This window comes from Zoogloea sp. GW822-FHT05C07, from assembly GCF_058800215.1.
Map to the genome: position 1 here is coordinate 3,813,918 of NZ_CM179510.1, position 21,720 is coordinate 3,835,637.

Below are 21,720 nucleotides of genomic sequence, written 5' to 3' on the forward strand. Positions count from 1 at the left end.
ACAAGATAAAAAGGAATCCACCATGAGCCTGCCCATGAACACCCTCGGTATCGTCAAGCGCAACATTGACCGCGCCGACCCCGCCGCCGTCGAAAAACTGTCCCGTTTCGGCGTCGCCACCATCCACGAAGCGATGGGCCGCGTCGGCCTGATGAAGCCGACCATCCGCCCGGTCTTCGCCGGTGCCCGCCTGTGCGGCACCGCCGTCACCGTGCTGCTGCAGCCGGGCGACAACTGGATGCTCCACGTGGCCGCCGAGCAGATCAAGCCGGGCGACGTGGTCGTTGCCGGCTGCACCGCCGACAGCACCGACGGTTTCTTCGGCGACCTGCTGGCCACCTCCTACAAGGCCCAGGGCGCCAAGGGCCTGATCATCGACGGCGGCGTGCGCGACGTGAAGGACCTCACCGAGATGAACTTCCCGGTGTTCAGCCGCGCCGTCCACGCCAAGGGCTGCACCCGCGCGACCCTCGGCTCGGTGAATGTGCCGGTGGTGTGCGCCGGCGCGGTGGTCAACCCGGGGGACGTGGTGATCGCCGACGACGACGGCGTAGTGGTGGTGCCCGCCGCCATCGCCCAGCAAGTGGCCGACGCCGCTGAAGCCCGCGAGAACAACGAAACCGCCAAGCGCGCCCGCTTCGCCGCCGGTGAGCTGGGCCTGGACATGTACAGCCTGCGCGAGCCCCTCGCGAAAGCTGGCCTCAAGTACATCGACTGAGCGAGACGACGATGGAATTCACCAAGACTCCCGGCTGGCTCGACTGGTACGCCGGTCCGTCCAAGCCCCGCTTCCAGCTGCCGGCCGGCAGCGTGGATGCCCACTGCCACGTGTTCGGGCCGGGGGCCGAGTTTCCCTACGCCCCCGAGCGCAAGTACACCCCGTGCGATGCGTCCAAGGCGCAGCTCTTCGCGCTGCGCGACCACCTCGGCTTCGAGCGCAACGTGATCGTGCAGGCCACCTGCCACGGCGCCGACAACCGGGCGCTGGTCGATGCGCTGGTGCACTCCGACGGTAAGGCCCGCGGTGTTGCCACCGTGAAGCGCAGCATCTCCGACCAGGAGCTGCAGGACCTCCACGCCGCCGGCGTGCGCGGTGTGCGCTTCAACTTCGTCAAGCGGCTGGTGGATTTCACGCCGAAGGACGAGCTGCTGGAGATCGCCGCCCGCATCGCCCCGCTGGGCTGGCACGTGGTGATCTATTTCGAGGCGGTGGATCTGCCCGAGCTGTGGGACTTCTTCACCGCGCTGCCGACCACCGTGGTCGTCGACCACATGGGCCGTCCGGACGTGACCAAGCCCATCGACGGTCCGGAGTTCGAGCTGTTCCTGAAGTTCATGCGCGAGCACAAGAACGTGTGGTCCAAGGTCAGCTGCCCCGAGCGCCTGTCCGTCAGCGGCCCCAAGGCGCTGGACGGCGAACAGGCTGCCTACCGGGACGTGGTGCCCTTCGCCCGTCGCGTCGTCGAGGAGTTCCCCGACCGTGTGCTGTGGGGCACCGACTGGCCGCACCCCAACCTCAAGGACCACATGCCTGACGACGGCCTGCTGGTGGATTTCATCCCTCACGTCGCCCCGACCGCTGAGCTGCAGCAGAAGCTGCTGGTGGATAACCCCAAGCGACTCTACTGGCCCGAAGAAGCACAATGACCGCTCCCACCGCGGGTCCCATGCAAGGGCCTGCGGGGACGGCAGGAGACACCACGATGGCACTCGACAAGCCCTACAAGGACGTTCCCGGCACGACGATCTTCGATGCCGAGCAGTCCCGTCTCGGCTACCACCTCAACCAGTTCTGCATGTCGCTGATGAAGGCCGCCAACCGCGAGCGCTTCAAGGCCGACGAGCGGGGCTACCTGGATGAGTGGCCGATGACCGAAGACCAGAAGCTGGCCGTGCTGGCCCGCGACCTGAACCGCTGCATCGCGCTGGGCGGCAACATCTACTTCCTCGCCAAGATCGGCGCCACCGACGGCAAGAGCTTCCAGCAGATGGCCGGCAGCATGACCGGCATGAGCGAGGAGGAATACCGCGACATGATGATCAAGGGCGGCCGCTCCGCAGAGGGCAACCGCTACATCGGCGAGGACGGCGACGCCCAGGCCCAGCATCAACCGCAAGGCCAGGCTGGCCGCAAGAAGGACTGACCATGGCCAAGATCACCGCATCCGTTTATACCTCCCATGTGCCGGCCATTGGCGCCGCCATCGACCTGGGCAAGACCGCCGACCCGTACTGGGTGCCGCTCTTCAAGGGCTACCAGCCGTCCAAAGAATGGATGGAGGCCAACAAGCCGGACGTCATCTTCCTGGTCTACAACGACCACGCCACGGCCTTCAGCCTGGAGATGATCCCGACCTTCGCGATCGGCTGTGCCGCCGAGTTCCAGCCCGCCGACGAAGGCTGGGGCCCGCGCCCGGTGCCGGTGGTGCAGGGCTACCCGGAACTGGCCTCGCACATCGCCCAGAGCGTAATCCAGGACGACTTCGACCTGACCATCGTCAACAAGATGGATGTGGACCACGGCCTCACCGTGCCCCTCAACCTCTTGTGCGGCAGCCCGCAGGAATGGCCGTGCCCGGTGATCCCCTTCGCGGTCAATGTGGTCCAGTACCCGGTGCCGTCCGGCCGCCGCTGCTACAACCTGGGCAAGGCCATCCGCAAGGCCATCGAGTCCTTCGACAAGCCGCTGAAAGTGCAGATCTGGGGCACCGGCGGCATGAGCCACCAGCTGCAGGGCCCGCGCGCCGGCCTCATCAACCGCGAGTGGGACAACGCCTGGCTCGACAAGCTGATCGCCGATCCCGAAGGTGCCGCCGCGGTGCCGCACATCGACTACGTGCGTGAAGCCGGCTCCGAAGGCATCGAACTGGTCATGTGGCTGATCGCCCGCGGCGCCATGGACGACGTGGCCGGCGGCCCGGCGCCCAAGGTCGCGCACCGTTTCTATCACGTCCCCGCCTCCAACACCGGCGTGGGCCATCTGATTCTGGAGAACCAATAAATGAGCAAGACGATCAAGGTCGCGCTGGCCGGCGCCGGCGCCTTCGGCATCAAGCACCTGGACGGCATCAAGAACATCGACGGCGTGGAAGTCGTGTCGCTGATCAGCCGTGACCTGGAAGCCACCAAGGCGGTCGCCGAGAAGTACGGCATCCCCCACGTCACCACCGAGCTGGACGAAGCCCTGGCGCTGCCCGAAGTGGACGCGGTGATCCTGTGCACCCCGACCCAGATGCACGCCTCCCAGACCCTGGCCTGCCTGAAGGCCGGCAAGCATGTGCAGGTGGAAATCCCCCTGTGCGACGTGCTGCAGGACGGCGAGGAAGTGGTGGCGCTGGCTGAAAAGAGCGGCCTCGTCGCCATGTGCGGCCACACCCGCCGCTTCAACCCCAGCCACCAGTACGTGCACAAGAAGATCGAGGGCGGCGAGTTCAACATCCAGCAGATGGATGTGCAGACCTACTTCTTCCGCCGCACCAACATGAACGCCCTCGGCCAGCCGCGCAGCTGGACCGACCACCTGCTGTGGCACCACGCCGCCCACACTGTGGACCTGTTTGCCTACCAGGCCGGCAGCCCCATCGTGCAGGCCAACGCCATCCAGGGCCCGATCCACCCGACCCTGGGCATCGCGATGGACATGTCCATCCAGCTCAAGGCTGCCAACGGCGCCATCTGCACGCTGTCCCTGTCCTTCAACAACGACGGCCCGCTCGGCACCTTCTTCCGCTACATCGGCGACACCGCCACCTACATCGCCCGCTACGACGATCTGGTGAACGGCAAGGAAGAGAAGATCGACGTGTCCAAGGTGGATGTGTCGATGAACGGCATCGAGCTGCAGGACCGCGAGTTCTTCGCCGCCATCCGTGAAGGCCGCCAGCCGAATTCCAGCGTGGCCAGCGTGCTGCCCTGCTACAAGGTGCTGCACCAGCTCGAACAGCAGTTGAACGCCGGCGCATAAGGCTGCTGCGCGTCCCGATCTCGCGATTCCGGTACTCGACGTACGCTTGTACGTCTCCGTTCCTCGTCGCGACCTCGGGGCGCTCGCTACGCCTTCTGTGCCTGCCTCAGGGCTTGGACGAGGGCTTCGGGAAAAACATCAGGAGTTCACATTGAAGCGCAAGATCGGTCCTTTCGCCGTGTCGCCCATCGGCCTCGGCTGCATGAACCTCAGCCACGCCTACGGCGTGCCGCCGGCGCCGGAGCAGGGGGCGGAAGTGCTGCTGAAAGCCCTCGATGCCGGCGTCGATTTCTTCGATACCGCTGCGCTGTACGGTTTCGGCGCCAATGAACGACTGCTCGGCCGCGTGCTGGCGCCCCATCGGTCGCGCTTTGTGCTGGCCAGCAAGTGCGGCATGCACGGCGTGGATGGCAAGCGCGTCATCGACGGCCGCCCGGAGAGCATCCGCGCCAGCGTCGAGGCCAGCCTCGACCGCCTGCAGACGGACGTGATCGATCTGCTCTACCTGCACCGCTGGGACAAGAACGTGCCCATCGAGGACAGCGTCGGCGCGATGGCCGAGCTGGTCAAGGCCGGCAAGGTGTGTGCGCTGGGTCTGTCCGAGGTGTCGGCGACGACGCTGCGCAAGGCCCACGCGGTGCATCCCATCGCCGCGCTGCAGACCGAGTATTCCCTGTGGACCCGCAACCCGGAGATCGCCGTGCTTGACGCCTGCCGCGAGCTGGGCGTCGCCTTCGTGGCCTTCAGCCCGCTGGCCCGCGGCTTCCTGGGCGGTCCGCTGGACGTGGCGGCCTTCGACGCCAAGGACATCCGCCGCGCCATGCCGCGTTTCGCCCCCGACAACTACGCCGCCAACCTGCGCCTCTACGAAGCCTACGCGGCGCTGGCGCAGGAAGCCGGCTGCACGCCGGCCCAGCTCGCGTTGGCCTGGCTGCTGGCCAAGGGCGAGGACATCGTGCCGATCCCCGGCACCACCTCGGTGGCCCACCTGCAGGAAGACCTCGCCGCGGCGACGGTCACGCTGAAACCCGAATTGATTGCCCGCCTCGAAGCTGTGATCAATCAAGGAACGGTCATCGGCACACGCTACAATGCTGCGACCCAGACCGAGATCGATACCGAGGAATTCCTGCCCGTATGATCCAGGCCGGTTTCTGACGACACATAGCAGGGGCGAATTCGTTCGCCCCTTGTGCATTTATTGGGATCCCATTTCCTCATGCTGGCCATCCTCGCCATTACCACCCCGATCTTCGTGCTCATCGGCATGGGCTACCTGGCCGTGCGGACCGGGATCTTCCCGAAGGCGGGGCTGACCGCGCTGGGCGCATTCGTGATCCGCATCGCGCTGCCGATGCTGGTCTTCAAGTCGATCTCCCAGCGCTCCTTCGCCGAGGTGCTGAACCTGCCTTACCTGAGCGCCTACCTGTTCGGGTCGGTGGCAATGGTGGGCATCGGCGTCGCGTGGGCGCGCCTGGTGCGCGGGCAGAGTCTCGAACATGCCAGCCTGATCGGCATGGGCATGGGCTCCGCCAATAGCGCCTACGTGGGCTACCCGATCGCGCTGCAGGTGATCGGCCCGACCGCGTCGATGGCCCTGGCGCTGTCGATGATCATCGAGAACATGTTGATGCTGCCCCTGTGCCTGGCCCTGGGCGACGCCGGCAAGGCCCGCCACGAGCCTTTCTTCCACGTTTTCGGGCGGGCCTTGCTGGGCCTGCGCAAGAGTCCGCTGGTGGTGATGATCTTCGTCGCCTTCGCGTTTTCCTTCTTCGGCGTCAGCCAGCCGCCGCAGCTCGCCAAGGCGGTGGAAATGGTCGCCGCGGCGTCGGCGCCGGTGGCCCTGTTCTTCATCGGCGGCAGCCTGGTCGGCCTGCCGCTGAAGGACGTGCTGGTGGACGTGGGTGTCGTCAGCTTCGCCAAGCTGATCCTGCATCCGCTGGCGGTGGCTCTCGGGCTCTACCTGTTCGGGCCGGTGGACCCGCTGCTCGCGGCCGGCGCCGTGCTGCTGGCCAGCGCACCGATGCTCAGCATCTATCCCATCTTCGGCCAGAAGCACGGCCGCGAGGGCTTCTGCGCCGCAACCCTGCTGGTGGCGACCGTGGGTTCCTTCGTGACCATCGCCGCGGCGATCTGGCTGCTCCACCACGTGCCGGGCTTCGGCCTTAGTTCCTGAGCGCGTCTGTAGGGCGGCTGGCGCGCCAGGTGGCGCCGTCCAGCCGGTAGAGGCAGTGGCGGCGTAGCGGATGCCCTTCCGGTAGAGCCGGATGGTCGAAGTCCTCGGCTGTCCGCCGCATGCCCAGCCTTTCCATGACGGCCTGGGAGCGACGGTTGGGCTGCGCCGTGAAGGACACGATTTCCGCCAGCCCCAGCGTCTCGAAGCCGGCTGTCAGCGCCGCCCGTGCCGCCTCGCTGGCCAAGCCGTGGCCCCAGGCCGTGTGAGCAAGGCGCCAGCCGATCTCCACACAGGGCGCGAACGGCAGCGCGGCGGTCGGCACGTTGAGGCCGACGAAGCCGATGAAGTCGCCCGAATCCCGCAGCTCCACCGCCCAGAAACCCCAGCCCCGCTCGGCGATGTGCGTCTCGCAGCGCCCGGCGATTGCGTCGCTGGCAGCACGATCAAGGGGGCTTGGGAAGTGCTCCATGACCCGAGGATCGGCGTTGAGGGCGGCAAACGGTGCCCGGTCGGCTGCTCTCCACTGGCGCAGATGTAGACGCGGCGTGTCGATCTCGAGGGGCGTCGATAGCTGCGGCAGCCCGCTGGGCGTCACGCACCCACCGGCGTGCACAGCTCGACCAGCGTGCCGTCCGGGCAGCGTACGTAGGAGACGGTCTGGCCCCAGGGTTTGGCTTCGGGGGCCAGCAGTTCGGTGGCGCCGGCGGCCAGTGCGCGGGTGTGGGCGTCCGCGACGGACGGTGTGACGAAGGCGACCTCGAAGCCGAGGGGCTGCGGCGATTCGCTGGCGGCGACGAAGCCGGCCGGGAAGTGCGTGTGACCCAGTTCGAGGGCGGCGAAGGCGAGGGTGGTCTCGCCGGTGTCGAGTTCGCCGTAGGTGCCGGATTCGTGCACGAAGCGGCGCGTCACGCCGAAGGCCTGCTCGAAGAAGGCGATCGACGCCGCGACGTCGGGCACGTAGATGATGGTGTAGCCGAGTTTCATGGGCTCTCCCGTTTCTTCAGTCGCGCCGATCCCTGTCACGATCCCGGTCGTGGCCGCGATCGTGATCACGGTTGTCCCGGCGCCCGCGGTCTTCCTCCCAGCGGCCGCCCGACTGGCGCCAGTGGTCGCCTTCACGTTCCCATTGGTGGGGCGCCCAGCGATAGCCGGGGCGCGGGGCTTCCCAGTGGCCGGGCGACCATTCGTGGCGACTGCCAACCCAGTTCCAGTAGCCGCTGATCCAGATATAGCCGGCGGCCGGTGGCGGGCCGACGTATTCCATACGCGGCGCCGGCGGGGCGACCATGACGGGTTCGCGGTAATACGGGTGGCTGGCCGGAGCCACGATACAGCCGCTCAGAATGGCGGAGGTCGCGGCGAGGCTGATCAGTAAGGTCTTGTTCATGGCGTCGAGGTGGGCAATAGGTGGAAGGGGACGGCTCCGCCTTCAGCGTACCTGGGCGAGCTGTTCGCCGAGGGCCGTCAGGGTGTCGGCTTCGCCGCGCACGTGGAAGAAGGCGCCTTCTTCGTCGGCGCGTTCGCCGAGCACCTGGCAGCGCGCGTAGATCTCGCCGCGTAGTTGTTGGGCCGACCAGGGCAGGAAGAGTTCGGCCTCGACCAGATCCTTCTGGAAGAAGGCGACGATATCGTCGCGCAGGCGCGAGACGTCGGCGGGGCGCCGGGCGCTCATCACGATGCAGCCGGGGTACTGGGCGTGCAGCGCGGCTTCGCACTCGGCCTGGGCCTCTGCGTCGCCGACGTGGTCGATCTTGTTGAAGACGCGGATGCGCGGCACTTCTTCGGCGCCGATCTCGGCGAGCACCTCGTCGGTGACTTCGAGCTGGCGCTGGAAGCCCGGGTCGCTGGCGTCGATGACGTGCAGCAGGAGGGAGGCGTCGAGCGCCTCATCGAGGGTGGACTTGAACGAGGCGACGAGGCCGTGGGGCAGGTTCTTGATGAAACCGACGGTGTCGCTGACCAGCACGCGCGGCACGCTCTCCGGGTGAAGCACGCGCACGGTGGTGTCGAGCGTGGCGAAGAGCTTGTTGGCGACCAGCACCTCGCTGCCGGTGAGGGCCCGCATCAGCGTGGACTTGCCGGCGTTGGTGTAGCCGACGAGGGCGACGCCGGCCAGACCCTGGCGCTCCTGGCGGCGGGCGCGCTGGGTCTTGCGCTCGGCGTCCATGGCGATGATTTCCTGCTGCAGTTCGGCGATGCGGTCGCGGATCTTGCGACGGTCCAGCTCGGTGGCGGATTCGCCGGCACCACGGCCCCCGACCCCGCTGCGCTGGCGGCCCTGCGGCCCGGCCAGCTTGGCCATTTCGCGCAGGCGCGGGGCCATGTAGCCGAGGCGGGCGATTTCCACCTGGGCGCGGGCGGCGCGGGAGCGCGCGTTGCGGTGGAAGATCTCGAGGATGACCATGGTGCGGTCCATCACCTCACAGCCGACTTCGAGTTCGAGGTTGCGGGCCTGCGACGGGGAGATCTCGTGGTCCACCAGGATGGCGTCGATGGGTGCGTCTCCGCTGTCGGGGGCGGAGTTGCTGTTGACGTAGTCGTGGATCTCCTGGCGCTTGCCGACCCCCAGATAGGCCATCGGATCAAAGCCGGCGCGCTTCTGGATGAAGGTGTGGACGACTGTGAAGCCAAGGGTTTTTGCCAGCTCGCGTAATTCGTTGAGGGAGGCCTCGAACTCGATGTCGCTGACCTGGGGGAGCTGGACGGCCGCCACGATGGCGTAGCGGGGCTTTTCTTTGGCTTCAATGGACATGCGGTAAAGGCTTTGCTGGGATGGTCAAGGCTGGATATTACCCGTCAATCACCGCCGCGCCTGCATGAGTGTGGCGGCCGTGCCGTGCGTGTCACGGGGACGCACGGCACGGATGGGCGTCGGCAAGCCCGCTGCGCCTGGTGCGGGGGAATGGACCTCGTGGGCACAGTTCCGGGCAGGGCTTGATCCTAGGTTGTTGAGGTCGGGGCCGCAGTGGGAGCAGCGTGGGTGAGGGCGGCGGGCACGACGGCTTCCAGTTCGGCGCGCAGCCAGCTGTGGGCGGGGTCGTGGCGGTGGCGCAGGTGCCAGATCATGTACATCGGCATCGGCGGGCAGGGCAGCGGCGGGGCGATGCTGGCCAGGCCGTGCAGCAGGCCGCCGCCGAGCAGGCCCGGCAGCGTGGCGAGGCGCTGGCTGCCGCGCAGGAAGGACGGGATGCCGGCGAAGCCCGGCACGCTGGCGACGAAGCGGCGCTGGATGCCCTGGGCGGCGAGCAGCTTGTCGATGTCGAGGCTGCGCCGCGGCTCGTACAGCACGGTGACGTGCTCGGCGGCCAGGTAGTCGTCGAGGCCGTCCGGTGCGTCACGGCAGGCGGCGTCGTAGAAGACCCGGTAGCTGTCCTCGAAGAGGCGCTTCTGCAGGATGTCGCCGGCTTCCGGCGGGCGCGGCGAGATGGCCAGCTGGCAGTGCTCGTCGCGCAGCATCTCCGGCGTCGGCACGTCGGACGGGATCACCCGCAACGTGACGCCCGGTGCCGCCGTGCGCAGGCGGTCGAGCAGGCGCGGCAGCAGCAGGTCGCGCTGGAAGTCGTTGGCGGCGATGGTGAAGGTGGTCGCGAGCTGAGCCGGATCGAACTCGGCGGCGGTGGCGAAGCGGCGCAGCTCGTCGAGCAGCACACGGGCGTGCACGGCCAGCTCCTCGGCTCGTGCGGTGGCGACGATGCCGCGCCCCGACTTGACGAACAGCGGGTCGCCGACGATGCCGCGCAGCTTGTCGAGGAGATGGCTGACCGCCGACTGCGTGACGCCCAGGCGTTCGGCGGCGCGGGTGATGGAGCCTTCGTCGATGACGGTGACGAGGAGCTGAAGCAGGCGGCCATCGAGGCTCAAATGATCGAAATTACTCATGGGACGATTCGGCGTCTTTGCATTTATCCATTTTGTTCGTAGGGTCAAACTCCGTCACGTCATCACATTCCTACAACGGAGACACGCATGGCTGACACGAAGCAGCGCCGGGTGATTCCCGGCACCCCGATTTTCGACGGTGAGGCCGCCCGCAAGGGTTACGCCCTCAACAAGATGTGCTACTCCTTCAACTCGGCGGCCAACCGCGCGGAGTTCGTGAAGGACGAGGACGCCTACTGCCGCAAGTATGGCCTGAACGCCGAGCAGGCGGCGGCCATCGCCAAGCGCAATGTGCTGGATCTCATCGCGGCGGGCGGCAATGCCTACTACCTGGCCAAGTTCGCCGGCATCTTCGGGCTGGACATGCAAGACATCGGTGCGCAACAGACCGGGATGACCAAGGAAGCCTTCAAGGCGAAACTGCTGGAAGCGGGGAAATAAGACATGGCAAAGATTGTTGGCGGCATTGTTACCTCCCACGTTCCGGCGATCGGCCGCGCCATTGCCGGCGGCCTGCAGGAAGACGCCTACTGGAAGCCTTTCTTCGATGGTTTCCCGCCGGTGCAGAAGTGGCTCGACGAAGTGAAGCCCGATGTGGCGGTGGTGATCTACAACGACCACGGCCTCAACTTCTTCCTCGACAAGATGCCGACCTTCTCGGTGGGCGCGGCCGAGAGCTACAGCAATGCCGACGAAGGCTGGGGCATCCCGACGCTGCCGGCTTTCCCCGGCAACCTGGACTTGTCCTGGCACCTTATCGAGTCGCTGGTGGACAAGGAATTCGACATCACCACCTGCCAGGAAATGCTGGTGGACCACGCCTTCACGCTGCCGATGAAGCTGCTGTGGCCGAACGCCGGCGAAGCCTGGCCGGTGCGTACCGTGCCGGTGTGCATCAACACCGTGCAGCACCCGCTGCCCAGCGCCAAGCGCTGCTTCAAGCTCGGCCAGGCCATCGGTGAGGCGGTGCGCGGCTGGGATGATGACGCCCGCGTGGTGATCATCGGTACCGGCGGTCTTTCGCACCAGCTGGACGGCGAGCGCGCCGGCTTCATCAACAAGGACTTCGACCTGAAGTTCATGGACAGCCTGGTCACCGACCCGGCCTGGGCGACCCAGTACTCGGTGGAGGATTTGGTCGACTTCACCGGCACCCAGGGCATCGAACTGCTGATGTGGATCGCCGCCCGCGCCGCCATGGGCAGTGTGGATCAAGTGAAGAAGCTGCATTCCAACTACCACATTCCCATCTCCAACACGGCCGCTGGCCTGATGCTGTTCGAGAACGTGGAGTGACGGATGGCCGCCGTCCCGGCAAGGGGCGGCGGCTGGCAGGAAGCGACGCGGGCGTCCGCGGTTCCCGGAAGGGGCCGCGGACGCCTTTCGTGCTTGGAGAAAGGCGAGTCCGCGCGCAGATGGGGCCGGCTTTCGTGTCAGAATTAGGGGCGGTTTAGTCCCTGGGCATTGGCCCGGCAGAGAGGAAAGAGCATGGGATTTGAAACACTGGGCGGCGAGCCGGAAATCGAAGGTATCGAGTTCGTCGAGTACGCCACCAGCCGGCCCAAGGAGTTCGGCGCGGCGCTGCTGGCGATGGGTTTCCAGCCGGTGGCAAAGCATCGTTCGCGCAATGTGTTGCTGTACCGGCAGGGCGATGTGAACGTGATCGTCAATGCCGACGAGCGGGCGCTGGAAGGCGAGGCCGACGCGGAGGCCGAGGTGGTGCTGAAGGCGCTGGCGATCCGTGTGCCGGATGCCGGCGTGGCCTACCGCCACGCGCTGGCCTGCGGCGCCCAGCCGGTGAGCAGCCAAGCCGGGCCGATGGAGCTCAACATCCCCGGCGTGCATGGGCCGGGCGGTGCGGTGCTGTTCCTGCTCGACCGGCGCGCAGGTGTGTCTTTCTACGAGGTGGATTTCCTGCCGCTGCCCGAGGCCCGCTTCGACGTGCCGGCGCTGGCCGGCATGCACTTCTTCGGCATCGTGCAGTACATCCTGGCCGGTGACACGGCGCGCTGGTGCAATTTCTACGAGCGGGTGCTGGGCTTCACGCCGCTGCCCGAAGGCATGCGCTTCGGTGTGCTGCCGCGCGGCACCATCATGCGCAGCGCCTGCGGCTGCTTCTTCCTGCAGTTCATCGAGCCACCCGCAGGCGCCGAGGACGCCCACTGGCAGGAAGGCTTCAACCGCATTGGCCTCGGCGTGCCCGACGTGGAGAAGGCGGTGGCGGAGCTGGAGTCGCGGGGCATCCATTTTGTCGATGCATCCTTGCTGGGCAATCGGGAAATGGGCGCGCTGACCCGCACGCTGGTCGGCGGCACGCAGTTCGAACTGGTCCATCACGCCCAACAGAACGGCTGCTGAAGCGGGCGCTGGCCCGGTTCTCCAAAAAAAGCGGGCACCGCGAGGGTGCCCAATCAATACGAGGAGAACGAAATCGATATGCAGGTCCTGCGCCCCTGCTGCTGCAGCCGGCCGACGCCGGCAGCAGCAGCAGGATGCATTCGGCTGAAAGCGCTGCCCGGTTCTCATGCCGGGTGCGTGTCGCCCGCAAGAAACGGCCCACCCCGAAAGGGGGGGCCTGATGAAGCTCAGAACTTGAAGACGAAACCGGTCTGGATGCCGTCGATGCGCTGGCCGGTGCGGTCGGTGCCGGAGAAGGTCTTGGTCAGGCCGGCCGAACCAGCCGGGCCCCAGTTGCCGTTCTGCTGGTTGTCGACGGAGTCGAGCAGGGCGTAGAGCATCACGTTGCTGTTGAGATCGTAATAGCTGGCGAGGGCCCAGCCCTTGGAACCCTTGGACTGGCCGGTGGTGTCCTTGATGGTGCCCCACAGGCCGCCGACGCGCCATTGGGGCGTGATGCGGTAGTCGGCGGACAGCTGGTAGATCTCGTAGAAGATGTCCAGGCCGGTGCCGGTCTGGCCCGCGTTGAGGGAGCCGCTGGTGCTGCCGGTCGGGTTGTTGCCGACGATGTTGCCGCCGACGTTGCTCAGCGCACCGCTGCCATTGCCGTTGGCGCCACCGTTGTTGGAGCGCACGAAAGCAGCGTAGATCTTGCCGCGGCCATAGTCGTAGTTGGCGTAGAAGCTGTGGTACTCGGCGTTCTTCTTCACCGTGCCCTTGTAGTCGGGGCGGCCCTCGATGCCGGCGTAGCCGATACGGAACGGGCCGTAGAGGTAGTCCAGGGCGAACTGATAGACAGCCATGTTGCTGGGGCTGACGTTGCTGGTGGTGGTGGCGGTGCCGGCCACCGGGTTGGCGCCGGCGAAGGCGTAGTGTGCCTCGGCCAGCAGGCCGTTCCAGCGCGGCGAGATCCACGACAGGTCGCCGTCGTAGCGCGACGGCACGCCGAAGTTGTTGACCACCGAGCCCAGCGTGCGCGAAGTAAGGTCGAAGTAGTCGCCGCGGGCGAAGATCGCGGTGTTCTGGCGGCCGAGGCGGAAATCGCCGTAGGGCGTCTGCACGCCGGCCCAGGCCTGGCGGTCGAACAGGCGGCCGCTGGTGGTCAGGCCGGTGCTGCTGGCGTTGGCGGTGTCGGCGGCGCTGCCGTTGGTGAGGTTGAAGCCCTGTTCGAGCTGGAACTTGGCCACATAGTCGGGGCTGATCGCCCGGTCGCCCTTGAAGCCGATGCGGCTACGCAGGGCGGCGCCGTCCTGGGCCGAGGCGATGGTGGCACCGGAACTGCTCTTCATGTAGTTCAGGTATTCGTCGAGGTTGCCGTACAGCGTGACGACACCGCCGCCCACATTGAGGCTCAACGGGCTCTGCGCAGTGCCGACGGTCACGTTGGTGGCAGCTGCGCTGCCCGCCGGCACGCTGGCCGGGACGACCGTCTTCACGGTGGCGGCCTGCTTCTGGTTGTCCTCCATCTTCTCGATGCGGGACTGCAGGGCCTGCAGCTGGGCCTTGAGGTCTTCGAGCTCACCGGCGACCGCGATGCGGGGGCCGGCAAGGGTGGTGATGCCGGCGAGCAGCAGCAGGGCGGGCAGGGTCTTTTGTCGAATCATGGATGTCTCCTCTGTCTTTGTTGTGCCAGCGCGTGGGATCTGGCTTGTGTGGCGTTGCCGACCTCGTTGGGTCAGTACGGGGCCGAGCTTACAGAGGAGGTTCCCGCGAAAAACCCGGCTCAACGCACGCTTTGCGCGATTGTTGATTGCGGTTGCGCGATTGCCGCGCAGCTTCGACGGAGAGGCGAATCGGGCCACAAATTGCTGCGGTGCACCCAAAAATGGGGGCCGAAACCCCGATTTAGTGCAGGAAAGGCGGAAAAAGGCTGCCGGAGTGGACTAGCTGCGCAGCTTGTTGCCCATGAACAGTTCGGCCAGCAGGCCGCGCAACCAGCGGTTGCCGGCGTCGTGGTGGTAGCGGGCGTGCCAGTGTTGCTTCACCTCGAAAGATGGCACCGGGATCGGGCAGGGGTATAGCGCCAGGCCGCTCAATTCGGCCAGTGTTTCACCGATCTGCCGCGGTAGCGTGACCAGCAGGTCGGTGGTGGAGACGATCGCTCCCAGGCCGAGGAAGCCCGGCAGCTCCAAGATGATGCGCCGGCGCACGGCATGGCGTTCAAGCGCGCTTTCCAGCAGTTGATAGCCGGTGCCGGCGCTGATCGCCACATGGCCTTCGGCCACGTATTGGGCCAGCGACAGCGCGCTTTCCAGGCGCGGGTGGGCGCGGTTCGCCAGGCACACCCAGTCCTGGGGAAAGAGTGTCTGCTGGTAGATGCCGGATTCCAGCCACGGGGCGTAGCCCACGGCCAGGTCGGCCTCGCCGGATTCCAGTGCCTGTGCCGTATTGCCGTCGATGCGGGTTGCCGCCAGGCGCACCTGGGGGGCCACTGAGCGCACGTGGGCGAGCACCTGCGGCAGCAGCGTGATGTGGCTCGCGTCGGTCATGCAGATGCGGAAATGGCGCTCGGCGCTGGCGGGTACGAACTCGGCCTCCCAGCTCGACAGGCGGCGCAGGGCGTCGAGCACCGCCCGCGCCGGGCCGATCAGCGCATCGGCTGCCGGCGTCGGCTGCATGCCCGACGGTGTGCGGACGAACAGCGGGTCGCGGAAGCGCTCGCGCAGATGGCGCAGCCAGATGCTCACGGTGGGTTGCGCCAGGCCGAGCTGGTCGGCCGAGCGGGTCACGCTGCGGGTGGTGTACAGCACATCGAAGAGCTGCAGCAGCTTCGGATCGGGTAGGTCGACAGGTGTCTCGCTCATTGTATTTCGCAATATACACATTTCCTCCATTGCATTGTCGCTAGCTGGGGCGCGGCCTATCGTGCCGCCCAGCACAGCTCAACGAACAAGGAGGAAGCGTGAAGATCTGCATTCTGGGCGCCGGCGCACTGGGTTGCGCCATCGGGGCTGCCCTGTCCGAAGCGGGGGCCGACGTGTGGCTCATCAAGCGTTCCCAGACCGACGTGGCCGCGATGAACGCCAGCGGCCTGACCGTGGTGGGCGCCGCCGGCGAACGCCGGGTGGCGGTGAAGGCGGCCACCTGCGCCGCCGACGTCGGCCCGGTGGACCTGGTGGTGGTCCTCGTCAAATCCTTCGACACCCGCGTGGCGATCACGGGCGCCGCGGCGCTGATCGGCCCGCAGACGGTCGTGCTGTCCCTGCAGAACGGGCTCGGCCACGAGGACATCCTGGCCGAGGTGGTCGGCCGCGAGCGGGTGCTGGCCGGCAAAACCTACGTCGGTGGCGTGATGCTCGGCGCGGCCCGCATCATCGCCGGCACGGCCGGCAAGCACACTTACATCGGCGAACTGGACGGCACACCGAGCGAGCGTGTGCAGGTCATCGCCGCCGAGTTCGAACGTGCCGGCCTGACCACCACGGTGAGCACCAACATCGTCGGCACCCTGTGGGACAAGCTGCTGGTCAACGTCGCCACCGGCGCCCTGTCGGGCATCAGCCGGCTGCCCTACGGCGAGCTTTACGCGGTGCCCGAAGTGAAGGCCACGGCGCTGGCCGCCGTCGCCGAAGCCATCGCAGTGGCCCGCGCGGCCGGTGTCGAACTTGGTTTCACTACGCCGGAACAGGTCTGGGACAAGGCTGCCGAAGGCCTGCCAGCGAGCTTCAAAGCGTCGATGCTGCAGAGCCTGGAAGCCGGTTCGCCGACCGAGATCGACTTCATCAACGGCTCGGTGCTGCGCTGGGGCCAGCGCCTCGGCGTGCCCACGCCGGTGAATGCGGCGCTGGTGGGCTGCATCAAGGGCATCGAGCGGGCGCTTGCTGGCAAGGTGGCGGCGCCGCGTACGGCGGCCGGGGCGACGCTGGCCTACGTGGAGCACGTGGCGGTGTGGGTGCGCGACATCCACTGGCACATCCGCTTCTTCCATGACGTGCTCGGCATGGGCCTGCGTGAGGTCCAGGGTACCGTCGAGGCACCGGCCCAGTACTGGACCCTCGGCGGCATGCAGTTCATGGCGCGCCCCGACTTCGATGGCCCCGAAGGCCGCCTCGGCCACATCGGTGTGATGTGCGACGACCTGGAGGCGGCGCTGGCCGCAGCCCGTTCCTTCGGCGTCAGCGAAATGCCCCAGGGGCGCAACTGGCTGCGTCTGCCTGACGGCCTCGCCGTCGAGCTGATCCAGGCCGCGCCGGGCAGCGTCGGCCAGGCGCTGGCGGTCCAGCCCCGCGCCTGATCCGCCGCCGTCCTTCCCCAATCCGTATGACAAACCCGGGGGCGCCGACGAGTCGCCCCGAGGAGACCTCCATGAGCAACGAGATTTACGAACGCTACTGGGACGACGCCCGCGTCGGCGATGCCTGCATCAGTCCCAGCTACGAAGTCACCGAGGCCCGCGTGATGGCCTACGCCGACCTGACCGGCGACCACACGCCGGTGCATACCGACGAGGACTATGCCCGCACGACGCCCTTCGGCACCCGCGTGGCCCACGGGCTGTTCGGCCTGTCCATCGCCGACGGCCTGAAGACGATCGCCGACTACCGCTTCGTGCCGGGCATGTCCCTCGGCTGGGAATGGGGCTTCGTCGCGCCGATCAAGCTTGGCGACTGCGTGCATGTGCAGTTCCGCGTCGGTGCGGCGCGCCTGTCGAACAGCAAGCCGGGCTGGGGCATCGTGATCCTGCCGTCCGAGCTGATCAACCAGCACGGCGAGGTCGTCCAGAAGGGCGAGCATCGCCTGATGATCCCGCGCCGTCCGGGCTGGGAGTCCGCGCAGGAGGAGGCCCGGTGATGAGCCAGAATCTTCCCCTCGAAGGCATCCGCGTCATCGACTACAGCCACTTCCTGGCCGGTCCGCACCTGTCCCGCAGCCTGGCCGCGCTGGGCGCCGAGGTGATCAAGGTCGAGCGTCCCGGCGGCGGTGACGCCGGACGTCAGCACGCCTATTTCATCGGTGGCCAGAGCGGCTACTTCCTGCAGCAGAACATGGGCAAGCAGGGCCTGTGCATCAACCTGAAGGACCCGCGCGGCCTGGAGATGCTGCACAAGCTGGTGGACGGCGCCGACGTGTTCGTCGAGAACTACCGGCCGGGCGCGCTGGACAAGCTGGGGCTGGGCTACGCGGAACTGTCGGCGCGCAACCCGGGGCTGGTGTATTGCTCGGTGTCCGCCTATGGTCACAGTGGGCCGGATTCCCACCGGGCCGGCTTCGGCCTCATCGCCGAGGCCAAGAGCGGCATCATGCAGATGGTCGGCACCCCCGGCGAGGCGCCGCCGCTGCTGCGCATCGCGCTGGGCGACATGTACACCGGCACCACCGGCGTCGCCGCGGTGTGCGCGGCGCTGCTCGGCCGGGTGAAGTCCGGCCGCGGCCAGCACATCGACCTGGCCCTGTACGACTGTCTGGTGTCGATGCACGAATACGCGGTGCAGGCTTACACCCTGTCCGGCGGCAAGGAGGTGCCGGAACAGACCGGTCACGACCTGCCCAACTCGACGCTGTACGGGGTTTTCGCCGCCTGCGACGGCAATCTGGTCATCGCCGCCCAGGTGGACGAGGCCTGGAAGCGCCTGGCCGGGTTGATCGAAGGGCAGGGCGGGCCGGCCGGCCTGGCTGCCGATCCGCGTTTCCACAGCGCCGCCGGGCGCAACGAAAACCGCCTGGAGATCCTGCCGGTGGTGCGCGCTTGGGTGGCGGCCCGCAACGTGGCCGACTGCCTGGCGCAGCTGGATGCCATCGACGTGCCCTGTGCCAAGGTGCAACGCATCGACGAGGTGCTGGCCGACCCACAGGTCATTGCCCGTGGCATGTTGGTGGAGCAGGAGCACCCGGTGCTCGGCAAGGTGCAGCTGCCCGGCCTGCCGTACCGCTTCTCCAGTTGCGACACCACGCAGAGCGTACCGGCGCCGCTGCTCGGGCAGCACAACCGCCAGATTGCCGCGGCGCTGGGCTATGCTGAAGATGACATCGAGACTCTGTTCCGGGATGGCGTGCTGTACGCCGAAGAGGCGGTGGCCGGACTGGCCGCCGGGGAGGCCGCGTGATGATCGACCGCTATGCCGTCATCGGCAATCCCATCGGCCACACCAAGTCGCCGCTGATACACCGCAGTTTTGCGCAGGCTACTGGGCAGGTGCTGGACTACCGCGCCATCGAGGGCCGCCTCGACGCCTTCGCCGCCGACGTGCTTGCCTTCCGCGCGGCCGGCGGACGCGGCATGAACGTGACTGCGCCCTTCAAGCTGCAGGCCTTCGAACTGGCGGACGCACCGAGCGAACGGGCCCGGCTGGCCGGTGCGGTGAATGCCCTCAAGTTCGAGGACGGACGGATTCTCGCCGACAACTTCGACGGCGTCGGTCTGCTGAACGACATCCAGCGCAACCTGGGCCTGCCGCTGGCCGGCAAGCGGTTGCTGCTGCTCGGTGCCGGCGGCGCGGCGCGCGGGGCGGTGCTGCCCTTCCTGGCCGCCGGGCCGCGGGAACTGGTGATCGCCAACCGCAGCCGGGACAAGGCGGTAGCCCTGGCCGCCAGCGTGGCCGGGCAGGGGGTGCTGCGGGCGGTGGCTTACGACGAACTCGCGGGCGAGATCTTCGATCTGGTGGTCAATGCGACGTCGGCGAGCCTGCGCGGCGAGCTGCCGCCCGTGCCCGCGACAGCGTTCGCGCCGGCCGGGCTGGCCTACGAGCTGGCGTATGGCAAGGGCCTCACGCCCTTCCTCCAGCTGGCGGCGCAGGCCGGCGTGGCGCGCCTGGCCGACGGCGTCGGGATGCTCGTCGAACAGGCGGCGGAGGCCTTCGTCTGGTGGCGTGGTGTGCGTCCGAATACTGCGGCAGTGATCCGGGAGCTGACGGTTCCCCTGCGCTGAGCCTTGCTGCGATGCGGAATCCAAGCTGGGCGATTGTCGCACAGGGCTGTGCGTTAATCGCCCGGGACCGGCATTTGGCGGATTCTGCCGGTGTGCACGCGTCGCTAAGCTGCGCTCCATGTTGCGTCGCCCGGGATGTCCCGAGGCGGGCCGCAACGGCGCGATGCTCCGCCAGCTTTCCATCCAGAGAGAGGCAACGGACGTCGCCGCCTTCCCCCGGATAAGAAAAGGAGACACACATGATCAGTGGCAAAACGACCGTCATCGCCCACCTCGGCTACCCGACCGAAGCCTTCAAGGCGCCGATGATCTACAACCCGTGGTTCGACTCGAAGGGCATCGACGCGGTGGTGATGCCGATGGGCGTCAAGCCCGAGGATTACCCGGCGGCGATCCAGACGGTGCGCAAGATGACCAACCTGCGCGGCGCGCTGGTGACCATGCCGCACAAGGTCACCACCATGTCGCTGGTGGACGAGGTGACGCCCACCGCGCGCATCGCCGGCGCCTGCAACGCGATCCTGCTGCGCCCCGACGGCACGCTGCTCGGCGACCAGTTCGACGGCGCCGGCTTCGTGCGCGGCGTGCTGCGCAAGGGCTTCGAGCTGAAGGGCAAGCGCGTGCTGGTGTCCGGCAACGGCGGCGTGGGCTGCGCGATCGCCGCGTCGCTGGCCGCCGCCGGCGTCGCCGAGATGGCCTTGTTCGACAACTTCGAGGCGTCGTCGAAGAGCCTCGCCGAGCGCCTCGTCGCCCACTACCCTGAACTCAAGGTCAGCACCGGTTCGAACGATCCGGCCGGTTTCGACTTGATCGTCAATGCCACGCCGCTGGGCATGAAGGCGGACGATCCTCTGCCTTTCGACATGGACCGCGTGGCGCCGACCACCTTCGTCGGCGAAGTTGTGATGAAGCAGGCAATCACGCCGCTGCTCGCCGCCGCCCAGGCCAAGGGCTGCCCGATCCAGGTCGGCACCGACATGCTGTTCGAGATGATCCCGGCCTACCTGGAGTTCTTCGGTTTTGGCACCGCCACGCCGGACGAGCTGCGCGCCGTGGCGCAGATCAAGTACTGAGGAGGATGAGCGCAATGAAGAAGATCCTGATGCTGCACGGTATCAACCACAACATGTTCGGCAAGCGCGACCCGGTGCAGTACGGCACCGTCACGCTGGAGGAGATCGACGGCCAGCTGCAGGCCCTGGGCCGCGAACTGGGCGTGGAAGTGGAGAGCTACCAGACCAACCAGGAAGGCGACATGTGCCTGCGCATCCACCAGGCCTTCACCGACGGTGTGGATGCGGTGCTGATCAACGCCGGCGCATGGACCCACTACAGCTACGGCATCCGCGACGCGCTGGCGATCCTGACCTGTCCGGTCGTCGAGCTGCACATGTCCAACATCCACGCCCGCGAGGCCTTCCGCCACGTGTCGGTGTTTGCCGACATCGTTAAGGGGCAGATCTGCGGTTTCGGCGTGGACAGCTACCTGCTGGCCCTGCGCGCGGCGGTGTCGGCGATCCGCTGACGGCCTCTAGAGTAGTGACAGCAGCGCGTGCTCGGCCTCACGCAGCACCGGCAGGGCGCGGGTCAGCGCCTGCTGGGAGGATTCGTTGCCAATCGGCAGGCTCACGCTGATCGCGCCGACGACAACGCCGGCGCGGGTCCGCACCGGCACTGCGATGCCGCGGCGGTCCTGCTCCAGCTGTTGCTCCAGGATGCTGTAACCCAACGTACGGGCCTTTTCAATGACGGCGCGGACGTCTTCCACGTTGGTGTAGCTGTGCGGCGTGTAGGGGATGAACTTGCGTCCGGTCAGCCAGCGCTCCACCTCCTCGGGCGGTTTGCAGGCCAGCAGTACGATGCCGGCCGAGGCCAGGTTGGCGGCGATGCGCGCGCCGAGCACGAAACCCAGGCTCTGCACGCGGCCCACGCCGTTGCGGGCCACGAAGACCACCTCGTCCTGGTCGAGCACGGCGAAGAAGGCCGAACCGCCCAGCTCGATGCTGATCCGCTGCAGGAAGGGCTGCACGGCCCGCGGCACTTTGGCGGAGTCAAAGTAGGACCAGCCCAGGCGCAGGATGCGCGGCGTCAGCCAGAAATGGGTGCCGTCGCTGTCCACGTAGCCCAGGTGCTGCAGCGTCAGCAGGTAGCGCCGCGCCGCGGTGCGGGTGATGCCGGTGCGTCGTGCGGCGGTGGACGGGGTCAGGCGCGGGTGGGCGTCGCTGAACGCCTCAATGATGCGCAGGCCTTTTTCGAGGCCGGCAATCCAGTCGCGCCGGTCGAGTTCCAGTTCTTCTTCGGCCATTTGCGTGTCTCCGTTGCGGGCGCCGGCCGTGGAAGCCGCCGGTGCAAAGCGCGCGATTGTTGATATGGGGTGCGCGATTGTCGCGCCATAAGCCTCGCGGGGCAATGGTCCGCCCGAAACGGCCTGCCTAAGAT

General features: G+C 67.3%; 24 protein-coding genes. 16 read left to right on the forward strand and 8 right to left on the reverse strand.

Features of this window, described 5'->3' with window-relative positions:
• Positions 1–22: 22 nt before the first annotated feature.
• From ligK to AC3QL2_RS17695, 7 genes are all read left to right on the forward strand, one after another.
• Entirely contained in the window at positions 23–718 is a 696-nt protein-coding gene (gene ligK, locus AC3QL2_RS17665) for a 4-carboxy-4-hydroxy-2-oxoadipate aldolase/oxaloacetate decarboxylase (protein WP_493235140.1), read from the forward strand.
• 11 nt (positions 719–729) lie between these two features.
• Complete coding sequence (locus AC3QL2_RS17670; protein ID WP_493235141.1) at positions 730–1,647, forward strand: amidohydrolase family protein; 918 nt, start codon at positions 730–732, stop codon at positions 1,645–1,647.
• Positions 1,648–1,703: 56 nt separating this feature from the next.
• Positions 1,704–2,144 carry a protocatechuate 4,5-dioxygenase subunit alpha gene (gene ligA, locus AC3QL2_RS17675; protein ID WP_493235142.1) on the forward strand — a complete coding sequence of 147 codons (441 nt, stop codon included), beginning with the start codon at positions 1,704–1,706 and terminating at the stop codon, positions 2,142–2,144.
• A 2-nt stretch (positions 2,145–2,146) separates the two neighbouring features.
• Complete coding sequence (locus AC3QL2_RS17680) at positions 2,147–3,001, forward strand: class III extradiol dioxygenase subunit beta (RefSeq protein ID WP_493235143.1); 855 nt, start codon at positions 2,147–2,149, stop codon at positions 2,999–3,001.
• The gene (locus AC3QL2_RS17685; protein ID WP_493235144.1) at positions 3,002–3,964 is read left to right on the forward strand and encodes a Gfo/Idh/MocA family oxidoreductase; all 963 of its coding nucleotides are present in this window, start codon (positions 3,002–3,004) and stop codon (positions 3,962–3,964) included.
• A 151-nt stretch (positions 3,965–4,115) separates the two neighbouring features.
• A complete protein-coding gene (locus AC3QL2_RS17690) occupies positions 4,116–5,105 on the forward strand; it encodes an aldo/keto reductase (RefSeq protein ID WP_493235145.1) in 990 nt (329 codons plus the stop codon).
• Positions 5,106–5,183: 78 nt separating this feature from the next.
• Positions 5,184–6,140, forward strand: a complete 957-nt coding sequence (locus tag AC3QL2_RS17695; RefSeq protein WP_493235146.1) for an AEC family transporter — start codon at positions 5,184–5,186, stop codon at positions 6,138–6,140.
• On the opposite strand, the gene AC3QL2_RS17700 is transcribed toward AC3QL2_RS17695, so the two are convergent.
• The 5 genes from AC3QL2_RS17700 to AC3QL2_RS17720 form a co-directional block, all read right to left on the reverse strand.
• The gene (locus AC3QL2_RS17700; protein ID WP_493235147.1) at positions 6,130–6,735 is read right to left on the reverse strand and encodes a GNAT family N-acetyltransferase; all 606 of its coding nucleotides are present in this window, start codon (positions 6,733–6,735) and stop codon (positions 6,130–6,132) included. The two genes, AC3QL2_RS17695 and AC3QL2_RS17700, sit on opposite strands and share 11 nt — an antisense overlap.
• Complete coding sequence (locus tag AC3QL2_RS17705; RefSeq protein ID WP_493235148.1) at positions 6,732–7,124, reverse strand: VOC family protein; 393 nt, start codon at positions 7,122–7,124, stop codon at positions 6,732–6,734. Before AC3QL2_RS17705 ends, AC3QL2_RS17700 begins: the two co-directional genes overlap by 4 nt.
• Before the next feature lie 16 nt (positions 7,125–7,140).
• Positions 7,141–7,527, reverse strand: coding sequence for a hypothetical protein (locus AC3QL2_RS17710; protein WP_493235149.1), 387 nt, complete (start codon positions 7,525–7,527; stop codon positions 7,141–7,143).
• A 42-nt stretch (positions 7,528–7,569) separates the two neighbouring features.
• Positions 7,570–8,892, reverse strand: a complete 1,323-nt coding sequence (gene hflX, locus AC3QL2_RS17715; protein WP_493235150.1) for a GTPase HflX — start codon at positions 8,890–8,892, stop codon at positions 7,570–7,572.
• 188 nt (positions 8,893–9,080) lie between these two features.
• Complete coding sequence (locus AC3QL2_RS17720; RefSeq protein ID WP_493235151.1) at positions 9,081–10,019, reverse strand: LysR family transcriptional regulator; 939 nt, start codon at positions 10,017–10,019, stop codon at positions 9,081–9,083.
• Positions 10,020–10,106: 87 nt separating this feature from the next.
• Between AC3QL2_RS17720 and AC3QL2_RS17725 the strand changes: the two genes are divergently transcribed.
• From AC3QL2_RS17725 to AC3QL2_RS17735, 3 genes are all read left to right on the forward strand, one after another.
• Complete coding sequence (locus AC3QL2_RS17725; protein WP_481121712.1) at positions 10,107–10,460, forward strand: protocatechuate 4,5-dioxygenase subunit alpha; 354 nt, start codon at positions 10,107–10,109, stop codon at positions 10,458–10,460.
• 3 nt (positions 10,461–10,463) lie between these two features.
• Positions 10,464–11,315, forward strand: a complete 852-nt coding sequence (locus tag AC3QL2_RS17730) for a class III extradiol dioxygenase family protein (protein ID WP_493235152.1) — start codon at positions 10,464–10,466, stop codon at positions 11,313–11,315.
• Positions 11,316–11,507: 192 nt separating this feature from the next.
• Entirely contained in the window at positions 11,508–12,377 is an 870-nt protein-coding gene (locus tag AC3QL2_RS17735) for a VOC family protein (RefSeq protein ID WP_493235153.1), read from the forward strand.
• 227 nt (positions 12,378–12,604) lie between these two features.
• On the opposite strand, the gene AC3QL2_RS17740 is transcribed toward AC3QL2_RS17735, so the two are convergent.
• Together AC3QL2_RS17740 and AC3QL2_RS17745 are read right to left on the reverse strand one after the other, a co-directional pair.
• Positions 12,605–14,020, reverse strand: coding sequence for a porin (locus AC3QL2_RS17740; RefSeq protein WP_493240269.1), 1,416 nt, complete (start codon positions 14,018–14,020; stop codon positions 12,605–12,607).
• 279 nt (positions 14,021–14,299) lie between these two features.
• Entirely contained in the window at positions 14,300–15,220 is a 921-nt protein-coding gene (locus AC3QL2_RS17745; RefSeq protein WP_493235472.1) for a LysR family transcriptional regulator, read from the reverse strand.
• Positions 15,221–15,318: 98 nt separating this feature from the next.
• Between AC3QL2_RS17745 and AC3QL2_RS17750 the strand changes: the two genes are divergently transcribed.
• The 6 genes from AC3QL2_RS17750 (at position 15,319) to aroQ (ending at position 20,806) form a co-directional block, all read left to right on the forward strand.
• Positions 15,319–16,650 (forward strand): 2-dehydropantoate 2-reductase, encoded by a 1,332-nt coding sequence (locus AC3QL2_RS17750; RefSeq protein WP_493235473.1) that lies wholly within the window; start codon positions 15,319–15,321, stop codon positions 16,648–16,650.
• Between the two features lie 71 nt (positions 16,651–16,721).
• Positions 16,722–17,207, forward strand: coding sequence for a MaoC family dehydratase (locus AC3QL2_RS17755; RefSeq protein WP_493235474.1), 486 nt, complete (start codon positions 16,722–16,724; stop codon positions 17,205–17,207).
• Complete coding sequence (locus tag AC3QL2_RS17760; RefSeq protein WP_493235475.1) at positions 17,207–18,460, forward strand: CaiB/BaiF CoA transferase family protein; 1,254 nt, start codon at positions 17,207–17,209, stop codon at positions 18,458–18,460. The genes AC3QL2_RS17755 and AC3QL2_RS17760 overlap by 1 nt, the downstream gene beginning before the upstream one ends.
• Before the next feature lie 2 nt (positions 18,461–18,462).
• A complete protein-coding gene (aroE, locus tag AC3QL2_RS17765) occupies positions 18,463–19,281 on the forward strand; it encodes a shikimate dehydrogenase (protein WP_493235574.1) in 819 nt (272 codons plus the stop codon).
• A 239-nt stretch (positions 19,282–19,520) separates the two neighbouring features.
• The gene (locus AC3QL2_RS17770; RefSeq protein WP_493235476.1) at positions 19,521–20,354 is read left to right on the forward strand and encodes a shikimate dehydrogenase family protein; all 834 of its coding nucleotides are present in this window, start codon (positions 19,521–19,523) and stop codon (positions 20,352–20,354) included.
• A gap of 14 nt (positions 20,355–20,368) precedes the next feature.
• Positions 20,369–20,806 carry a type II 3-dehydroquinate dehydratase gene (gene aroQ / locus AC3QL2_RS17775; protein ID WP_493235477.1) on the forward strand — a complete coding sequence of 146 codons (438 nt, stop codon included), beginning with the start codon at positions 20,369–20,371 and terminating at the stop codon, positions 20,804–20,806.
• 6 nt (positions 20,807–20,812) lie between these two features.
• Here aroQ and AC3QL2_RS17780 read toward each other — a convergent pair whose 3' ends face one another.
• Positions 20,813–21,586, reverse strand: a complete 774-nt coding sequence (locus tag AC3QL2_RS17780; RefSeq protein ID WP_493235478.1) for an IclR family transcriptional regulator domain-containing protein — start codon at positions 21,584–21,586, stop codon at positions 20,813–20,815.
• Positions 21,587–21,720 lie beyond the last annotated feature (134 nt).

What these genes read in the sequence shown, in the direction of transcription:
- ligK (WP_493235140.1), top strand. Translation starts at nt 23, where the DNA reads ATGAGCCTGCCCATGAACACCCTCGGTATCGTCAAGCGCAACATTGAC.
- AC3QL2_RS17670 (WP_493235141.1), top strand. Translation starts at nt 730, where the DNA reads ATGGAATTCACCAAGACTCCCGGCTGGCTCGACTGGTACGCCGGTCCG.
- ligA (WP_493235142.1), top strand. Translation starts at nt 1,704, where the DNA reads ATGGCACTCGACAAGCCCTACAAGGACGTTCCCGGCACGACGATCTTC.
- AC3QL2_RS17680 (WP_493235143.1), top strand. Translation starts at nt 2,147, where the DNA reads ATGGCCAAGATCACCGCATCCGTTTATACCTCCCATGTGCCGGCCATT.
- AC3QL2_RS17685 (WP_493235144.1), top strand. Translation starts at nt 3,002, where the DNA reads ATGAGCAAGACGATCAAGGTCGCGCTGGCCGGCGCCGGCGCCTTCGGC.
- AC3QL2_RS17695 (WP_493235146.1), top strand. Translation starts at nt 5,184, where the DNA reads ATGCTGGCCATCCTCGCCATTACCACCCCGATCTTCGTGCTCATCGGC.
- AC3QL2_RS17705 (WP_493235148.1), bottom strand. Translation starts at nt 7,124, where the DNA reads ATGAAACTCGGCTACACCATCATCTACGTGCCCGACGTCGCGGCGTCG.
- AC3QL2_RS17710 (WP_493235149.1), bottom strand. Translation starts at nt 7,527, where the DNA reads ATGAACAAGACCTTACTGATCAGCCTCGCCGCGACCTCCGCCATTCTG.
- hflX (WP_493235150.1), bottom strand. Translation starts at nt 8,892, where the DNA reads ATGTCCATTGAAGCCAAAGAAAAGCCCCGCTACGCCATCGTGGCGGCC.
- AC3QL2_RS17720 (WP_493235151.1), bottom strand. Translation starts at nt 10,019, where the DNA reads ATGAGTAATTTCGATCATTTGAGCCTCGATGGCCGCCTGCTTCAGCTC.
- AC3QL2_RS17725 (WP_481121712.1), top strand. Translation starts at nt 10,107, where the DNA reads ATGGCTGACACGAAGCAGCGCCGGGTGATTCCCGGCACCCCGATTTTC.
- AC3QL2_RS17730 (WP_493235152.1), top strand. Translation starts at nt 10,464, where the DNA reads ATGGCAAAGATTGTTGGCGGCATTGTTACCTCCCACGTTCCGGCGATC.
- AC3QL2_RS17735 (WP_493235153.1), top strand. Translation starts at nt 11,508, where the DNA reads ATGGGATTTGAAACACTGGGCGGCGAGCCGGAAATCGAAGGTATCGAG.
- AC3QL2_RS17740 (WP_493240269.1), bottom strand. Translation starts at nt 14,020, where the DNA reads ATGATTCGACAAAAGACCCTGCCCGCCCTGCTGCTGCTCGCCGGCATC.
- AC3QL2_RS17745 (WP_493235472.1), bottom strand. Translation starts at nt 15,220, where the DNA reads ATGAGCGAGACACCTGTCGACCTACCCGATCCGAAGCTGCTGCAGCTC.
- AC3QL2_RS17755 (WP_493235474.1), top strand. Translation starts at nt 16,722, where the DNA reads ATGAGCAACGAGATTTACGAACGCTACTGGGACGACGCCCGCGTCGGC.
- AC3QL2_RS17760 (WP_493235475.1), top strand. Translation starts at nt 17,207, where the DNA reads ATGAGCCAGAATCTTCCCCTCGAAGGCATCCGCGTCATCGACTACAGC.
- AC3QL2_RS17770 (WP_493235476.1), top strand. Translation starts at nt 19,521, where the DNA reads ATGATCAGTGGCAAAACGACCGTCATCGCCCACCTCGGCTACCCGACC.
- aroQ (WP_493235477.1), top strand. Translation starts at nt 20,369, where the DNA reads ATGAAGAAGATCCTGATGCTGCACGGTATCAACCACAACATGTTCGGC.
- AC3QL2_RS17780 (WP_493235478.1), bottom strand. Translation starts at nt 21,586, where the DNA reads ATGGCCGAAGAAGAACTGGAACTCGACCGGCGCGACTGGATTGCCGGC.